This is a genomic window from Porphyromonas sp. HMSC065F10, assembly GCF_001808555.1.
Classification (GTDB): Bacteria; Bacteroidota; Bacteroidia; order Bacteroidales; family Porphyromonadaceae; genus Porphyromonas_A.
This window is the reverse complement of the sequence record NZ_KV793801.1, coordinates 1-16,289: the sequence shown is the minus strand read 5'-3', so window position 1 is coordinate 16,289 and position 16,289 is coordinate 1. Positions and strand designations below refer to the sequence as shown.

Sequence of the window (16,289 nt, the reverse complement as noted above, 5' to 3'; positions counted from 1 at the left end):
GAAGTGCATTTAGTGACCTGCAGAGCGCCAGCGACAGAAGCGCTCCTCTGCTATGTCTGTAAGGATAAATAGGATAAATCCGGTGATGCTCAGGACGACGATACCGCCGTACATGTCGATGTAGTCGAAGCGCATCCACGCATCGGTGATGAAGTACCCCATGCCGCGCTCCGTGCCGTAGGTCTCGGTGACAAAGAGGACCGAGATCGCCGTGCCGATGGCGACACGCAGGGTGGAGAGGATATCCGGCAGCGCAGCCGGCAGGAGGATGTACCGCAGGACACGCCACCTATCGGCACCGAGAGAGCGGGCGATGTGAAAGCTCTCCCGGGGGATGTTCGTGAGGCTGTCGCGGACGTTGACGATCACCTGGAAAACCAGGATCAGGACAATCATCGCCACCTTACCGCCGTCCCCCAGCCCGGCAATCAGCATCACGATAGGCAGGAGGGCGAGCTTGGGGATCGGATAGGCGAGGTAGGTGAGGGCGTTCATCGCCCGCCCGAAGGGGCGATAGCTGTAGATCAGCCAGGCGATGACCAGACCGAGCAGCAGTGCCATGGGGATGCCGAGGAGGATCCGATAGAGACTCGCCAGGAGGTGCGGCCCCATCTTCCCCGCCAGAAGTGCCGGCAGATGACGGTATACCACCAGAGGCGAGACGAAGGCCCCCTCTCCGATGAGGAGGTAGGCAACGTACCAGATCACGTTGATCAGCAGCGTGCCGACGAGGAAGCGGTAGGTGATGCTGTCGGGTCTCATGACTTGATCTCCTCTGCGATGCGCTCCGCCGATGCCCCTCTCGTCTCAGAGAGGATGCGTCCCGGCGTGCCACCCATGACGATCACCCGCTCGGCCAGTCCGGCGATCTCCTCCACATTGTGGCTCACGAGGATCGTCGTCAGCCCGAGCCTGCGGCGGAAGTGCTGCAGGAGCGCCCTACTCCGCTCTGCCGTCCCGATGTCGAGTGCCGAGAAGGGCTCATCGAGGAGCAGCAGGTCCGGGTCCTGCACCATCGCTCTCGCCAGAGCGACCCGCTGCTGTTGCCCGCCACTTAATTCGCGCGGATAGCGATCGACGAAGGGGGCGATCTCGAGGGTCTCCAGCACCTCATCCAGGTGGGAGAGATTGGGACACTCCTTTCCCCCAAGCGTATGGGGAAGGAGAATATTCTCTCGCACCGTCATCCACGGGAGGAGAGCCAGTCCCTGAGGGACCAGCGCCACGGAGTGGACCTTGGGGTCAGGGGGCAGATCATCGATCAGCACTGTCCCCTCGTAGTCGGTGATGATCCCCGAGAGGACGTGGAGGAGCGTAGACTTACCGCACCCCGAGGGACCGGTAAGCCCGAGGATCTCTCCGTCCTCAAGTGTGAGGGAGAGATCCTCTGCCGCCACCGTCTCGCCTCGTCGCCCCCTATAGGCGACCGAGAGATGGTTGATCGTCACCCGACTCATAGGCTCGGTTACTGTGGGAGATAAGAGCCGTCGACCAGTCCCTCTCCGGCATAGTCCGCCGGGACGAGGTCATGCTCATGGAGCCAGGTGAGTGTCTCCTCCATATCCTTGTCTGAGGGGAGCACCGCATGACGATAGTCCGGCAGGGTGACCCGGTCAGCCAGCCCCTCGGGGATGCCGGCATCCTCGACGAGGATCGACTGCCACTCCGAGCGGGGGTGAGAGAGGAGGTAGTCTACGCCGAGATTGTACCCCCTGAGGAGGAGCTTCACGGACTCCGCCTTCTCGTCCAGAGCCTCACGCCGCATCATCGTACCGGTGACAGAGATGCCGAGCGCCCTTGTGGAGGAGAGGGAGGCGAAGCCCTTGGACTTCGCAATGGTGATGAAAGGGTCGGGGAAGACTGAGCCGTCCAGCTCTCCACCGACCATCATCTCGAGCCGAAGGGGGATCTTATTTACCTCCGGCTTCTCGACGTCCGTCGGCTCCATGCCGGCAGCTCGGAGCATCAGGTCGGTAGAGTAGTCGATCACCGTATTGCGGGAGACGCCCACCTTTTTCCCTCTCAGATCCTCCATGGTGGTGAGCCCGCCGGTTGCCATCATCTCGAAGTAGCCATCGTGAGCGGTGATGAGTGCGAGAGGCATCCCGGCGGCATGCTGGATCGCGGCGCCGGTATAGTCGATGACGGTACCATCCACCTGGGCGGCACGGAAGGCAGCATCCCGATCGTTGGCGGAGAAAAACTTGACGATCTCCACCTCCAGACCGAGTGAGTCGTAGATCCCCATCTTCTCAGCCACCACGTAGGGCAGGTAGTCCATCGAGGACATCGCACCGATCTTTAGCGGTGGCAGTTGCGTGCTCTCCTTCCTCTGTCCACCACAGGCGGAGAGGGCAAGGGTGAGCAGCAGGGCGACAGTTAGTAGTAGAGACTGAGACTTCTTCATAATACGATATGGCTCATTTAACATATAAAGCCCTTTGCAAAATGGTCTTTCGCCGAAAAAGCACCGCTTTTTCGGCAGGGACTTTGCAGAACACCCCAGATGCAAGGGACTGAGAGTGAGGGCGAAGGGAGTGTGCTTACGCACATGACCAAGCCCGAATCTCGAATGTGACGCTGCAGATGGGGTATTATGCAAAGGTCCCATATATTCTAAGCGAAGGTACCCAAAAGCCCCGAGATAGAAGGCGGGACTGCTTTTTGGTACCTTTGTGCTACTTATGAGTGAGCAAGGATTTACATACACGGGGCGGCGCGTCGCCCTCTGCACGCTGGGCTGTAAGCTCAATTTTGCCGAGACCTCATTCCTCGGGCAGGCACTCTTAGAGCGGGGTATGGTCCTCGCCGAGGAGGGCGAGTCTGCCGACTTAGTGCTGGTCAACACCTGCTCCGTCACCTCGGTGGCGGACCGGAAGAGCCGGCAGCTGATCCGCCGAGCCCACCGCGACCATCCCGATGCGGTGATCGTCGTCACCGGCTGCTCGGCACAGCTCCAGCCGCAGCGGTACGCCAAGCTCCCCGGCGTCGACCTGGTGCTAGGAGCGAAGGAGAAGGGCGCCCTACTCCACTACCTTGACCACCTGAGTGCGGTCGATACGGTGGAGGTGTCTCCCTACGAGGAGGCGACCACCTTTGTCCCCAGTGTCTCATCGGAGGGGCGCACACGCCACTTCCTCAAGGTGCAGGACGGCTGCGACTACTGCTGCTCCTACTGCACGATCCCCTTTGCCCGAGGCCACAGCCGCAGTGGCGAGGTATCGGACCTCGTCCGCCGAGCCGAGCAGGTGGCGGCGCACGGGGGACGGGAGATCGTCCTGACGGGGGTCAATGTGGGCGACTTCGGGCGAGACACCGGGAGCTCCTTCCTCCGGCTCTTAGAGGCATTAGACAACGTGGAGGGGATCGACCGCTTCCGCATCTCCAGCATAGAGCCCAATCTCATCACCGACGAGATCATCGACTTCGTCCGGGGGAGCAAGCGCTTTGCCCCACACTTCCACATCCCCCTGCAGAGTGGCTCTGATAAGGTGCTACGCCTGATGCGGCGGCGCTATCGGCGGGAGGTCTTTGCCCACAAGGTGGAGCTGATCCACGAGCTGATGCCGGACGCCTACATCGGCGTGGACGTGATCGTCGGCATGCGGGGCGAGGAGGAGGCGGACTTCGAGGAGAGCGCTGCCTTCATCGCCGGGCTGCCGGTCTCCAAGCTCCATGTCTTCCCCTACAGTGAGCGAAAGGGCACCGCTGCGCTGCGGATCACCCCGGTGGTCTCGCCCGAGGAGAAGCACCGGCGTGCACATCGGCTGATCACCATCAGCGACCACAAGCTGAGCCACTTCACCCGGAGCCAGGTGGGGAGCGAGCGTCGACTGCTGGTGGAGGAGCCGGAGGAGCAAGAGTGGCTCTATGGCTATACAGAGAATTACCTCCGCGTCCGGATCCCCTATCAGTCGGGGCTCGTGGGCGAGGTGGTCACGGTCCGGGCAGATCACGTGGTGCCGGGACATCCCGACCTGGTAGAGGGCGTACTGATATGAGGAAAAAGGTTGCCGTCATCGTACTCAACTGGAACGGCTCCACGCTGATCCCGCACTACCTCCCGACCCTGCTCGAGCATACCGACCCGGAGCTGGCAGACGTGATCGAGGCAGACAACGGCAGCACGGATGACTCCCTTGAGATACTGGCGCGGGACTACCCTCGGGCGGTGGCGCTTCCGCTCGGAAGCAACCTTGGCTTTGCCGCCGGGTACAATAGGGCCATCGCTCAGCTGGAGGGGTACGACTACATCTGCCTCCTCAATGACGACGTCCTCGTGACCAAGGGCTGGCTGGAGCCGCTGGTCACCTTCCTCGACAGCCACCCCGAGGTGGTCTCCGTCCAGCCGACGATCCGCTGGGAGCGTGAGCCGAAGCGGCTCGAGTACGCCGGCGCACTGGGAGGCTATATGGATCGGCTGGGCTACCCCTTCTGCCGAGGGCGACTCTTCTCCACACTCGAGGAGGATCGGGGGCAGTACGGGACGGAGCCAATGCCGGTCTTCTGGACCAGCGGTGCCTGTATGCTCTGCCGACGAGAGGCCTACCTCGCCGCCGGTGGACTGGATGAGACCTTTGTCGCCCATCAGGAGGAGATCGACCTCTGCTGGCGCTGGCAGGCTGCCGGGCACGACCTCTACGTCATCCCCGAGAGCGTCGTCTACCACTGGGGTGGAAAGTCGCTCAGCGCCGACAACCCGCGGAAGACCTTCCTCAACTTCCGAAACAACATCCTGATGCTGCAGAAGAACCTCCCCTCCCGGGTCCTCCGCTCCACGCTGCGGAAGCGGTGGCTGCTCGACCACATCGCCGCTCTCCAATTCCTCCTCCGCGGGCACCTCGGCGATGCCCGGGCCGTGCTGCGCGCCAGGAGAGAGCTACGGAGACTCCGCCCCGTGCGCAGTGGCAGCGACCTGGAGCGCGCCTACAGCCGACTTTATCCTAGATCCATTCTCCTCGAGTATCACCTCCGAGGACATCATACCTACGACAGACTATCACCATGAGACCGACACTTGCACTTATCATCCTCTTGCTCCTCACCGGCTGCGTCAGTAAGGAGGAGCGCGCCGCCAAGCATCTCCTTGCCGAGGCGCAGATTGCCTACCAGGACTCCGACTACAGCCATTCGGCTCAGCTCCTCGACTCTCTCCACCGCACCTACAGCGGGGCCGTGGAGACGCGCAAGGTGGCGCTCCACCTGCAGCAGCTGGTCCGCACCGCCACGGCAAGGCGCGACTCGATCCGGATGACCTCGCTCGCCGAGGAGGGCGTCGCCCGCCTCGACTCGCTGCAGCGGCTCTTCAAGCTGATTGAGTACCCCCGCATGCCGGATGAGAACATCCTCCGATACAGGGGCTACGACCCCTCAGCTGCCAATCCTGAGGCAAACTTCCTCGATGCCTATATCAAGGCAGACGGCAAGATACAGCTCATCGCTGGCACCTCAGCCCCCAAGGCTCAGGGCGTCACCTACCTCCGACTGATGGAGGAGGCCGGAGGGACCTACGTCCTCAGCGACACGATTCCTTACGACAAGGCGCTCAACTACCGCTTCCGCACCGGCGGCGTCACCCACGAGCGGCTGACCCTCTCCCTCGAGGCCTCTGAGCGGCTGGGTGCTTTTGTCCACGCCACCCCCGCATCGACTGCCATCCGAGCCTCCTTCGGGCCTCAGGGCAAGAGCTTTACCCTCGATGCCCGAGCGCGTGAGGCGATCAGCGCCACCTACCTCTACTTCCGCACCTACGTGGGGATAAAGAATGCGGAGGGCGAAGTGGAAGCCGCCACCGCCCGAGCCGCCCACTTCGGTGCCAAGGCTCACCTCAGCACCCCGGAGAAGCAATAAGCAAAGACCTTTGCAAAATGGTCTTTCGCCGAAAAAGCACCGCTTTTTCGGCAGGGACTTTGCAGAATGCCCCAGATGCAAGGGACTGAGAGTGAGGGCGAAGGGAGTGTGCTTACGCACATGACCAAGCACGAATCTCGAAAGTGACGCTGCAGATGGGGTATTCTGCAAAGGTCTCAAGCTGTCAATTTTTCTTAGGCATCAGCACCCGGTCGGGAGAGTCCGGCAGGGCATCGAAGGGGGAGGTGTAGACGATGACGGTGCCGGGGACGATGGAGAGCATATCGGCAAGGACCGCTGCCGCTTCGCTCCGAGCACGGGAGAGATTCTCTGCCGAGGAGACGCGACGTCGCGCCTCCTCGACCGCCTTCAGCCGCATCGCATTCTCCTGCTGTGTCGAGAGCCTTGGACCGATGAGGTTGGTCCCCAAGTCGCGGCTCCAGACATCGACTAAGACGAAGCCCCGAGTCTCATCCTCAAGGATCGCCACCTCAGGCTGAGGCAGCCGTACGAAGAGCGTATCCCCGTGCTGCACCGCCGCCAGCTGCTCCACATCGAAGTAGATCCTCGTCCGGTAGTGCCCCACCCCGAAGGCCTCAGTCCGGCCGGTGCGGTAATTGACCGGCACCACCTCCTCGCTCTCCAGCACCGTCACCCGCAGCACATCCGTAATGTCGGTGATGACCGTATCGTAGAGGTGGGAGAGCCGTGTCCGCTCCTTAGCCCTCTCTCCCCGCAGGACCAGGACGCTCCCGAGGATGAGGAGGGCAAGCCCTATGAGGACCATCACGTACAGCCCTTTACTCTGCTTACTCATGGCGGTCAAAAGCTATATGAACCATCTCGTAGCCACGCGAGTGCAGTAACCCCCGGAAGTAGGCGGTCGCCTGTCGCTCCCCGCGCTGCCGCAGCATATCGTAGGTGGCACTGCCCGGACGTAGCCGAGCGGCGGTCCGCCGGGAGGCCTCATCCTGCAGCTCCTTTCGCTCCTCCGAGGTGATGGGACGCTTCGAGCCTGTGACTCGCTCGTGGAGTACCTCGAGCGTGGGAGAGCGTCCGGCAAGCTTCACCTCCACAGGCGGCAGGGTGAGCCACACCTTCTTCCCCTCCACCCGCACCTTATCGGTACCGAGTTCGCTCAGGTCGATATAGGCGATGGCGGTATGAGTAAAGGCATAGACCCCGATGCGGTCACCGGGTCGGAGGAGGTTGTCGACGTAGTCGGCCGCCTCGCTGAGGGAGCGGATGCCATCGATCGTGGTGCCGCTACCGCGGATGATGAAGCTCTCCGTCAGCTCCATCTCCGTCAGCTCAAAGTGCTGGACTGAGCGGACCTCACCGAGGATCGCCTCATCGTCAGGGACGCCCTCACCGCATCCGACAAGGAGGAGGAAAAGGGGGAGGAGAAGGAGAGAAAGCCTACTTTTTCTCATCACCGGGGAGAGGAAGCTTCTCTCTAAGGGAGCAGACAAAGAAGAGGACCATAGACGTGATCTCGATGATCAGCCATGTGGTGAGCGGGAAGTCGGGGACGTAAAAGGGGTTGAAGACCACCCCGACACCCAGCATCAGGACCGCAAGGAGACTGATCCGCGGCCGCTCCATCAGGCGCTTGTAGACGTAGTAGAGGGCAATGCCGCAGATCAGTAGGTGCATCAGGTGCATCACCCACGGCAGCCCGCCGTCGGGCATGTCCAGCCGGTCGCCTCTCACCCTCAGGAAGAGCGAGATCAGGCAGGCGAGCGACCCGACAGTGTAGAAAAACTTATTATTCATATCTGTCGACAAAGGTACCAACTCCCCCGCAGGCATAAAAGAGAGACGCCCGCAAAGAGCATTACTCCTCACGGACGCCTCATCAGTGATAATAGCGATCAGATAGTATAGGAGAGACCGAGAGATAGTGTACCTCTCTGCTGCATATCAGGACAGTATGTATAGGCTGTCTGGAGGAAGAGACCCTTGTAGTGAGCTCCGACACCTGCGCTATAGATCATATGCCTCATCTGCACGGAGGCACCTATGCGTAGAGAGAGCATCTGTCGCCAGAGATACTCACCACCCACGCCCCCGTATAGTCCATAGTAGGGGCGGAGGTGATAGAAATACCCTCCGGACAGAGCCAAGCCAAGAGTGTGGTCAACGGTCAGTGCGGTATGCAGACCGGCTCGGAGCGCAAGTGCAGAGGGAAGACTGACCTTGCCCCTCACATCTGTGCTGCCGTCTGACGTCCGTCCTCTGTACGAGAGCTTAGGACCGATATTATCGAGCGAGAGAGCCATCGTACTATAGACGACTTGGTCATCCGCCAGTCGGAAGTTATCCTCATAGGCAACACCGATGGAGGCTGCTACACCTCGTGCTGTCACGCCAACACTACTCATAAGGTAAGAGCCGCGTATGTACCCACTGAGCTTTCGGCTAAGCGCCATTGCGACAGCGAGATCCACACTCCCCTCTGAAGGGGTGAAATGCCCAAACACATTGCCGGTCTCGCTTGTCAGTTCTACAGGTAAGCTTCTCCTTACCCTCCCTCCGAGAGAAATGTCAAGACCTCTGCGTATACGGTAGCATCCGGCAAAGCTATGTGTCGCTCCTGAGGCATTCTTAGTTAATGGTATCGCTACCACGCTATAGGAAGCAGACCACTTCTCGATGCCGTTAAGAGAAAGTGTAGGGAGCGAGTAGAGTGGCTGACTCGGTGATAGTGAAATGTTTCCGCCCATCGCAATGCTTGCCACATCGGTACTCTCTGAAGGAAAGCTAAAAACACTCTCCTGTGCGTCCAGTGTTGCCGACAGAGAAGTTGTGAGGAAACAGCAGGCAGCGAGGATCCGAGTACTGTGTACCATATGCTTTATTACTCTTTTCATAGACTTAGTTCTTCACAATGGACTTACTATATGTCTTGCTGTCAGCTGTGATCACCAAGGTGTAGCGACCTATAGCGAGGTGAGACGTATCAATCCTGACTACCCTATCACTATTCTCTCGGACAGTCACATACCGCTGAAGTACCTCTTGACCGGCTGATGAGATCAGAGCAATCTTCGCTAAATAGATATCCTCAGACAGCTCCACCACAACGTGATCATAGCAGGGGATAGGGTACACTCTGTAGGCTAGTTCGTCCGGTACGATATCCACTCTAAGTGGCACCCTCACAAAAGCTCCCTTGGCATCCTTTGCCGTCACCTCTAGATGAGCTTTCCCGAATACCAGCCCTTTGAGCTTAAGCACCGAACCACTCAGATCAACACCTATCAGCTGAGGAGAGTAGGACTTGACCTCATAAGAGACAGCATCACCCTCCGGATCAGAAAAATACTGTCTCAGATCCAGCTCTACGGATGCCCCCAGACCCTTAAGGCGGATGAGTGAAGGCTCCTTTACGACGAGAGGAGACTTATTCTGTGCTATCTCGAAGGGGATCGAAACCATCGTCTCCTCATATCCGTCTGATACGACAAGTATGAGTGAGTACTGCCCCTCTCCTCGGAGGCGTCTGAAGGTTATCTCTAGCGCATCTCCATCTCGATGACACATAGCAGCCTCCGCATCTCCTGACAGCCGGTAGGTCCAGTCGTGCCCATCGGGATCTGATATGCTTAGTCTTAGTGTAATAGGGGTAGCATCAGTAAGGAAGACCGGCTGTATTCCCTTGACAATTGGCTTGTGATTGGCTCGTGTACGAGCGCTGAAGAAGACCGGCTGCCCCTCGTGGTCCCATCTGTCTACAGGGACAAGAGCCAGTGAGTAGGCGTGGTCAAGGAGTAAGCCCTTCAGAGTGTAGACCACCTCATCCCCAGCCTTGTACTTAGCAGCCTTGACCTCCACAGTCTTACCGCCTCTCATCCGAGAGACGTCCGAGAAGGGTTTCTCACCATAATAGAGGTTGTACGAGAGTGCTGTCCCATCATCCTCATCTGTCACTGCTGGGAAGTGAATGGTGAGCGAGTCATAGCCCTCATCAACCTTGACCTCCCGTATGGCTTGAGGTGGCAGGTGCCGGTCAACTGCGAGTGCCTTGGTGGCATCAATATAGCCTGCTCCCAGCTTCCCTCTGTACTGAGGATTGATCTCCTCTATGTCGTATGGCCGAAGGGAGTGAAGCAGCCTATGCATAAGCTCCTCATTGGTGAAGCCCTTGCCACCAAACTTAGATGCGATCAAGGCAGCCACGCCGGTCACCAATGGCGCAGCCATAGAGGTCCCCTGCATATACCCATAGAGATCATCTGCAATAGTACTCAAGATAAATGCTGTGGGGTTACCAAATCGATAGTCTCCACCGGGAGCAGATATGTCTACCCAATCTCCGTGATTGGAGTAAATGGCTCGTACTCCTGTCGGACCATTTGATCCGACGGCGATGACCCTCTTATAGGCCGGAGGCATATAGTAATACTCCTTATTATCATTACCGGCAGAGAAGATGACCACTCCGCCCTTCATCGGAGAGGAGGGGAGCTGCTCTCCGGTAACAGGGTCGCACCCGGCGTTGTCGATAAAATAGTCAATCGCCACCTTATAGGACTTAGGGATGGCATCCGGGTCCGGACCTCCGCCCATTCCCCAGGAATTGTTGGTGATCACAGCACCATGATCCGCTGCATAAGGAAAGGCATTGGGTGCCGCACGGAGGTTCGCAATGTCAGAGATGATCTCACAGCTCATGATCTTGACACCACTGCCACGAGTCCCGTCTCCTCCAGCAACACCTGCGATCCCGAAACCGTTATTGCGCGAGGCTGCTATGACACCCGCCACGTGTGTACCATGATCACCAGGGTCTATCTCAGACTTTTCCTTACTAAAGTTGTACCCATGGAGATCATTCATCTCAGGATTAGGGGAGGGGTTGGTCCAGATATTATCGACCAGATCAGGGTGATCTACCTGTACACCCTCGTCAAGCACGGCGACGATTACCTTATTGCTCCCAGTCTCTTCTTTCCATGCGTCAAGCACATTAATGTCAAAGCCGGGTACAAAGCCTGGCTCCTGCCCTCTATTGTAGAGGTACCACTGGTCGTCAAAGCGAGGATCGTTAGGAATGGTAGAAGCACCGTTGTCAGACCGTAGAGTTGAGCGGGCGGGTTCTGCCGATCGGATCACACTACTGGATGGAAGAGAGATCACTGGTATTGCCTCAGCATAGACGATACCATCTATCTCCTTTGCCTCATCTACAGCGCGCAGAAGAGCTCTTGTGGACGTCGGCTTAGCATCTGGAGAGAGCGTAATATCGTACCAGAGATGAAGGCCTGCCCTCCTCCGGCGCTCTCGATAAGCCCCCTCGCCCTCGTCAAAAACCCTTGTCACACTGACCACGCCAAGCCTATCCATAAAATCCTGTACCTTAGGATCATCAGCACGTAGGGTGCCGTGCTCAAGGGCGTTGGCGAGCTCCTCTGTCACCTCTATACGTATCGCCTCGTGAGAGATCCCATCCTCTATAGGCTCCTCGGTCGCACTCTGATCCTTCGGCTCCAACCCTGACTCAGGCGTGGTGCAAGAGGGGAAGAGACCAATAAGGAGCAAGGCAAGACAGGGAAGAAATAAATCAGACTTCCTCATAACTCTAATCCTCCTCAAATGGAATGTAAAGCATCACGACAAGGGGTTGACCGGAGAGCACGGTGGCAAAGGAGGTGACGCGGGCACTTACCGCCATTTTCCTGGCACGATTGATATAGAAACGCTCCCAGATATCACCGGTTTGCCGTGTCTCTGTGAAGCCCTCCTTCTGAAGCAGATCCTTAAACTCATCCGTCATCTTGAATGTCCCCCTTGCCGGTGAGTAGAAGAACTTACTGATATCGTATGTGAAGATCCTCATATTGACCAACTTATCATCCTTGAAGAGGTAGTCCCGACCAATGTAGGTCTTGTCCAGTACATCGAAGAAGTAATAGCCATCCTCGCGATTAGAGTTCCTATCCGAGTAGGTACCACCATGTGTGGACTCCCATGCCAGGACCTGCTGACGAGAGAGGTTCATCTCTCCGATACCATCTGGCAGGTGGTCAAATGTAGGCATCGGTCCCTGCTGCCTCTTCATAATATTGAAGACCACCTTTGGCTCTACAGAGGGCAGCCCATAAGCGAGATTAGCAAAGATCTCGTAGGTGGTACCATTGTGGATCACCTTCTTGATAAAGACGCGCTCCATGCCACTATCGGCCTTGTACTCAAACCCGGCGGCCTCAAGTAGCTTAGTAAACTCATCATCCAGCATCTCTGAAGCGGTCTGACACTGCATGACGACCTCCCGTAGATTGCGCCGATCAAAGCTATACTTGATCTCGTAGAAGAGAGGGCTCACCGTATGATAGGTATGTGCACCACCGGAGAGATAGCTTGCGTTTTGCACCACTCGACTGTGACGTGCCTCCTCAAAGTCCTTCACCTGCTCCTTAGTAGACTCAGGCGTAAGTAATGGGAGGAGATAGTAGAGGGTACCCTCCTGCCGCACATTGAGCTTAATGGACTGATCCTTTGTCCGGACGAAAATAATCCCCATCCGTGCGGCCCTTTCGCTATTCTCCGCTATAGTAATGAGGAGCTTGCTACCGAGGGTGACCTTGTCTGCCTTGATCCAGGAAGCCCCTTCTGCAACCTCACAGGACCAGCTGGGATCCTCTGTCAGGACATCCAGAGAGACTGTACCACCGAATTGGCTCTCTCGGACCTCTCTTGCCCCCCCTTCTCCGTCGGGGACCAGGAGAGCCTCACCGGTGAGATTGAGAGTGCTCTTCTCTGCCATCTGAGTAACATCGATCCTCCGAGACAGACCTCCGGTGGAGACAAGCACATAGGTCTGTCGCTGCTCTATCATACTATTGGGAGCCGCCTTTAGGATCACTGTATTTGCCCTCTGATCGATGACAAGCCACGATGCCCCCGAGACAGCTGTCCACTCTGTCTGATTGGTCTCTACGGCTACCTCCCTCTCACCACCTTGTATAGGAAAGTCAATGGTGGTGTAGTCCGCCAGCTCAAGAGTGGCAGGCGGGACTATCTCTGACGTACATCCAGATAGCAGCAGGAGGAGCAGAAGTAAAGGATAAAAATGTCTATTCGTATTCATAACCATCAGCCTCTTTTCTTTGTCGTGAAGGGATAATAGACCACCTCGGAGGTTATGCCATCCTCATCATAGCCGAAGACCACTATCCAGTACTGAAATCCCGGTAGCATCCGCTCATACTTGGAGCTATCCTTACTCTCCGGTGAGATGATGTACTTCCCCTTTGTCAGGATGGTCTCGTCGTGGATAAGCTTCCACGCACCCTTCTCCTTGAGATCCTCGCGCTTGGAGTAAAACTTGCCATAATTATCTCTCACCAATGCCACTACATACTGTAGATCATCCGATGAGGGCTGCACGGTTGCTATGATACCATTCGTAAGTATGTCCTCTACATTGATCTCAAACGTGAGTCCCTTATTGACCTGTTTCGGTGTCGTGAAGGTGATAAACGAGACGTCACTCGTCTTCTCGCCCTTTTCTGTCAGTCCGTAGGCATAGAAGACATACTCCGTATCCGGTGTAAGGTATGTGGCTCCGACCTCCTTAGAGGGCAGATCCTTCTTTACTCCCGTCGAGATCTGGCTGCCAAGCACAGTGGTCCACTCCGCACCAGAGGAGCTAAACCATCTCTTGTCGTACTCAAAGATACCTTCCGCACCTCCGTTCTTTTCCCAATTTTCCTTATCAGTCACAGAAGCGTAGTAGCTCATATCGGACTCGGACGGGATGATGTCAAAAAGACCAGTAACGGCATGGAGATCATGCGCCTTGAGCTCAAAGGTCAGCACCTTCCGGGGTGCAGTAACAGTAACCATGCAGGAAGCAGAGACACCCCCAAGAGTAGCTGTGATCTCAGCATCACCGGCAGAAACAGCTGTCACGACGCCTCCTGCAACAGTAGCAACCCTCTCGCTAGAGCTGCTCCACACGACATTCTCAGGCGAGAGTGTGGAGGGTGACAGGGTTACTGTCAGGGTGAATTGCTCCCCCACGACGAGGGACTTCGTATGCTCGCTAAGCGTTATCTTGGTCTCCGGTGGGGTAATGGTGCCACCACCTGTTGTTCCTCCGCCCTTGGGGACCATGAAGGTCTGGCCTTTGAAGTAAATGATGATATGAGTGTCGGTCTCCTTTATGTCAAGACCGCTCTCGCTGGTGCCACCGGTAGCCTTCACAGGTGCTCCGTCAGCCGTCGTTATGAGATGCCAGCTCTTACCATCTAAGCTGTACTCCCAGTATCCCTTTGGGCTCACTCTGAGCAGAGGGGTGACACCTGCGACACCATCAAGGCCCTGGGCTTGGATTTTCCTCCCATTAGGATCAAGCATCCAAGATCCATTGAGCGTCCAGTAGTAGATATGATCCTCAGGATCCTCCTTGACCCCCACAGCAGAGCTGCTTCCGTCCTTTCCATGAAGGAGCTTGATAGTGGTGCCATCGGTAAAGGTAAGCAGGTAGCCGGTACCATCGTCCAGGGGACGATAGCTATCTACCATCTTCTTGCCCGCCTGAGCAGAGAGCAGGCTCTTCAGAGCCTGGATTTCTTGGTTGGCCACTGCGGTGTTTTGCTCCACCTTAGCGAGCCTTGACTCGTGATCATCCAGTCGACGACGCAGGTCATCCAGCATCGGATTAGTGCAGGACTGGATACAGAGCAGTGGCAGTAACACCGCCAGAGCATATAAGATTTTTGATTTCATAACCGTAAAGGTTTTGAGGGTTTATGTGATTTGATCGAGGTCCTCTGACCGTCTATATAGTTGCGTGATCGTTAAAGTCAATTTCCATCGCCTGATCCCAATAGACGCGGAACATCATCTTGAATGTTTTGTACAGCTCGGGATGCTCAATGATCAGAGCCGTAGTATTGGGTTCCGGAATGGCCGGATCGGAGAGGGGGAGCATCAAGGTATTACCCCCAAAGAGAGACATCTTAATCGGGAGCTCATCCACCATACGAGCCAAGACACCAAGCTCGTGATTCTTCGTGTGGAAGTAATTTTTTCCGCATTGTTCAATCTCAGACCGCTCATAAAGGACCTGAAGCTTAACACCTCTATCTATGAGTTTTGCATTGGCATCAGCTTCATGGATGGCCTCCTCGTCCGAGATAAAGTAATCCCCTTTGCTCATCTCTATGATCTCGCCCCGAGCGTTAGATCTAAGATCGTTGTACCTATGTACGATCTCGGCATGCCCCTTCAGGATCTCAATAAACTCATAGTCACTGAGCCGTGACGCACTATTATTATAGAGTACGCCCATCTCCTCTTGCAAGGTGCTACTGAGCTCCTCCATACCCCGGAGTCGCTCTCGCTCAGGGCGCATAAGGCTCTCAAGTGCCAGCTTGGGATCTACAGCACTATAGGTCAGTATATTTCCGTCTGAGTTCTCTCTACAGAAGCCTTTTTTCTGAAGTGAGGTAAGGACTTCATACACTTTGGTACGCGGCACGTCGGCGAATTTCGGGATAGCAGAGGCGGTGATCTCCTCTATGCCCAGAAGCACCCGATAGACTTTGGCCTCTCTCTCAGATAAACCAAGAGAAATGAGACTGGCAACAATGTCTGTATTCTTACTCATTGATATAATAGTATGCAGGTATCTCTTGCTATACCCCTTACGGGGGTAACACGAAACAAAAGTAGTAATAAATTCTTATTCTCCAAATATTTCCGCAGTTTTCTTTGCTACAAATCAAGGAGATAACCAACCCCTATGATAGAGAGATGAGAGGGGTGGAGGCTGTCCCCATCCTCCCGGCTGAGTGGCGGTCACCTCGGCTGCCCGGAAGCTTCAGTGGTGCAAATATAGCACCCCCATAGGGAGGTGTTGTCTCACAGAGTCTCTCCGTGTCTCTTTCTGACTAAAATTGCCTCCTCGAGACCTTTGCATAATACCCCATCTGCGGCGTCACATTCGAGATTCGGGCTTGGTTATGTGCGTAAGCACACTCCCTTCGCCCTCCCTCTCAGTTCCTTGCATCTGGGGTATTCTGCAAAGTCCCTGCCGAAAACGCGCTGCTTTTTCGGCGAAAGACCATTTTGCAAAGGTCTTCTCCTCTGCACTCTTCGCCACCTCGTGTATTGAGCAGTACTGAAGCCACTCTCCTTACCATAAAGAGTAGAGAGCGAAGCACCCCTTGCGGGTGCCCACCCCATAGCTGTAAGTTTGTCACAGGATCGTTGAGGGGCTTTTGAGCCCCGCTCAAAAGCCCCTCAACGCCACTCAAACAAAGGAGATAAATCTTTTGGGAGCAGGTGCTCCTGACAGCAGGGTTAGTATCGTATCTTTGTTGTATGAAGAGCGGCACTAACCGACTGAGAGGATGGTAAACCATTTCCATAGCAGGGATCGAAAAATCCATACGTGGCTACGGACCTCCTCTCGGTCAAGCTGTTAA

At 56.4% G+C, this 16,289-nt stretch carries 14 protein-coding genes; 3 read left to right on the top strand and 11 right to left on the bottom strand.

The annotated features are described in order from the left end of the window. Positions 1-9: 9 nt before the first annotated feature. The 3 genes from HMPREF2890_RS06660 to HMPREF2890_RS06650 are packed head-to-tail and all read right to left on the bottom strand — an operon-like array spanning position 10 to position 2,407. Positions 10-762: an ABC transporter permease gene (locus HMPREF2890_RS06660; RefSeq protein ID WP_070466869.1), complete on the bottom strand. Its 753-nt coding sequence runs from the start codon at positions 760-762 to the stop codon at positions 10-12. After that, positions 759-1,457: an ABC transporter ATP-binding protein gene (locus HMPREF2890_RS06655; protein ID WP_070466866.1), complete on the bottom strand. Its 699-nt coding sequence runs from the start codon at positions 1,455-1,457 to the stop codon at positions 759-761. The genes HMPREF2890_RS06660 and HMPREF2890_RS06655 overlap by 4 nt, the downstream gene beginning before the upstream one ends. A gap of 8 nt (positions 1,458-1,465) precedes the next feature. After that, positions 1,466-2,407, bottom strand: a complete 942-nt coding sequence (locus tag HMPREF2890_RS06650; RefSeq protein WP_070466864.1) for an ABC transporter substrate-binding protein — start codon at positions 2,405-2,407, stop codon at positions 1,466-1,468. A 277-nt stretch (positions 2,408-2,684) separates the two neighbouring features. On the opposite strand from HMPREF2890_RS06650, the gene mtaB reads away from it, so the two are divergent. Genes mtaB through HMPREF2890_RS06635 form a run of 3 tightly spaced genes read left to right on the top strand, consistent with a single transcriptional unit; the run spans position 2,685 to position 5,850 of the window. After that, positions 2,685-4,001, top strand: coding sequence for a tRNA (N(6)-L-threonylcarbamoyladenosine(37)-C(2))-methylthiotransferase MtaB (gene mtaB, locus HMPREF2890_RS06645; RefSeq protein WP_070466862.1), 1,317 nt, complete (start codon positions 2,685-2,687; stop codon positions 3,999-4,001). Then, the gene (locus HMPREF2890_RS06640) at positions 3,998-5,008 is read left to right on the top strand and encodes a glycosyltransferase family 2 protein (RefSeq protein ID WP_070466860.1); all 1,011 of its coding nucleotides are present in this window, start codon (positions 3,998-4,000) and stop codon (positions 5,006-5,008) included. The genes mtaB and HMPREF2890_RS06640 overlap by 4 nt, the downstream gene beginning before the upstream one ends. Then, positions 5,005-5,850, top strand: coding sequence for a hypothetical protein (locus HMPREF2890_RS06635; RefSeq protein ID WP_070466858.1), 846 nt, complete (start codon positions 5,005-5,007; stop codon positions 5,848-5,850). Before HMPREF2890_RS06640 ends, HMPREF2890_RS06635 begins: the two co-directional genes overlap by 4 nt. Before the next feature lie 184 nt (positions 5,851-6,034). Here the strand turns inward: HMPREF2890_RS06635 and HMPREF2890_RS06630 are convergent, their stop codons facing one another. The 8 genes from HMPREF2890_RS06630 to HMPREF2890_RS06595 all read right to left on the bottom strand — a co-directional run bounded on the left by HMPREF2890_RS06630 (position 6,035) and on the right by HMPREF2890_RS06595 (position 15,469). Continuing rightward, on the bottom strand, positions 6,035-6,667 hold the full coding sequence (locus tag HMPREF2890_RS06630; RefSeq protein WP_070466856.1) for a DUF4230 domain-containing protein: 633 nt from the start codon (positions 6,665-6,667) through the stop codon (positions 6,035-6,037). Next, positions 6,660-7,283, bottom strand: a complete 624-nt coding sequence (locus tag HMPREF2890_RS06625; protein WP_070466853.1) for a DUF4230 domain-containing protein — start codon at positions 7,281-7,283, stop codon at positions 6,660-6,662. Before HMPREF2890_RS06625 ends, HMPREF2890_RS06630 begins: the two co-directional genes overlap by 8 nt. Continuing rightward, entirely contained in the window at positions 7,270-7,626 is a 357-nt protein-coding gene (locus HMPREF2890_RS06620) for a hypothetical protein (protein ID WP_070466851.1), read from the bottom strand. The genes HMPREF2890_RS06625 and HMPREF2890_RS06620 overlap by 14 nt, the downstream gene beginning before the upstream one ends. Positions 7,627-7,724: 98 nt before the next feature. Beyond that, entirely contained in the window at positions 7,725-8,702 is a 978-nt protein-coding gene (locus HMPREF2890_RS08995) for a PorV/PorQ family protein (protein WP_148130710.1), read from the bottom strand. Positions 8,703-8,727: 25 nt separating this feature from the next. Beyond that, on the bottom strand, positions 8,728-11,430 hold the full coding sequence (locus tag HMPREF2890_RS06610; protein WP_083289857.1) for a S8 family serine peptidase: 2,703 nt from the start codon (positions 11,428-11,430) through the stop codon (positions 8,728-8,730). A 4-nt stretch (positions 11,431-11,434) separates the two neighbouring features. Continuing rightward, positions 11,435-12,943, bottom strand: coding sequence for a BACON domain-containing protein (locus tag HMPREF2890_RS06605; RefSeq protein ID WP_168160429.1), 1,509 nt, complete (start codon positions 12,941-12,943; stop codon positions 11,435-11,437). 5 nt (positions 12,944-12,948) lie between these two features. Next, complete coding sequence (locus HMPREF2890_RS06600; protein ID WP_083289856.1) at positions 12,949-14,586, bottom strand: PL29 family lyase N-terminal domain-containing protein; 1,638 nt, start codon at positions 14,584-14,586, stop codon at positions 12,949-12,951. Between the two features lie 52 nt (positions 14,587-14,638). Continuing rightward, a complete protein-coding gene (locus HMPREF2890_RS06595) occupies positions 14,639-15,469 on the bottom strand; it encodes a TrmB family transcriptional regulator (RefSeq protein WP_070466841.1) in 831 nt (276 codons plus the stop codon). Between the last annotated feature and the right edge of the window lie 820 nt (positions 15,470-16,289).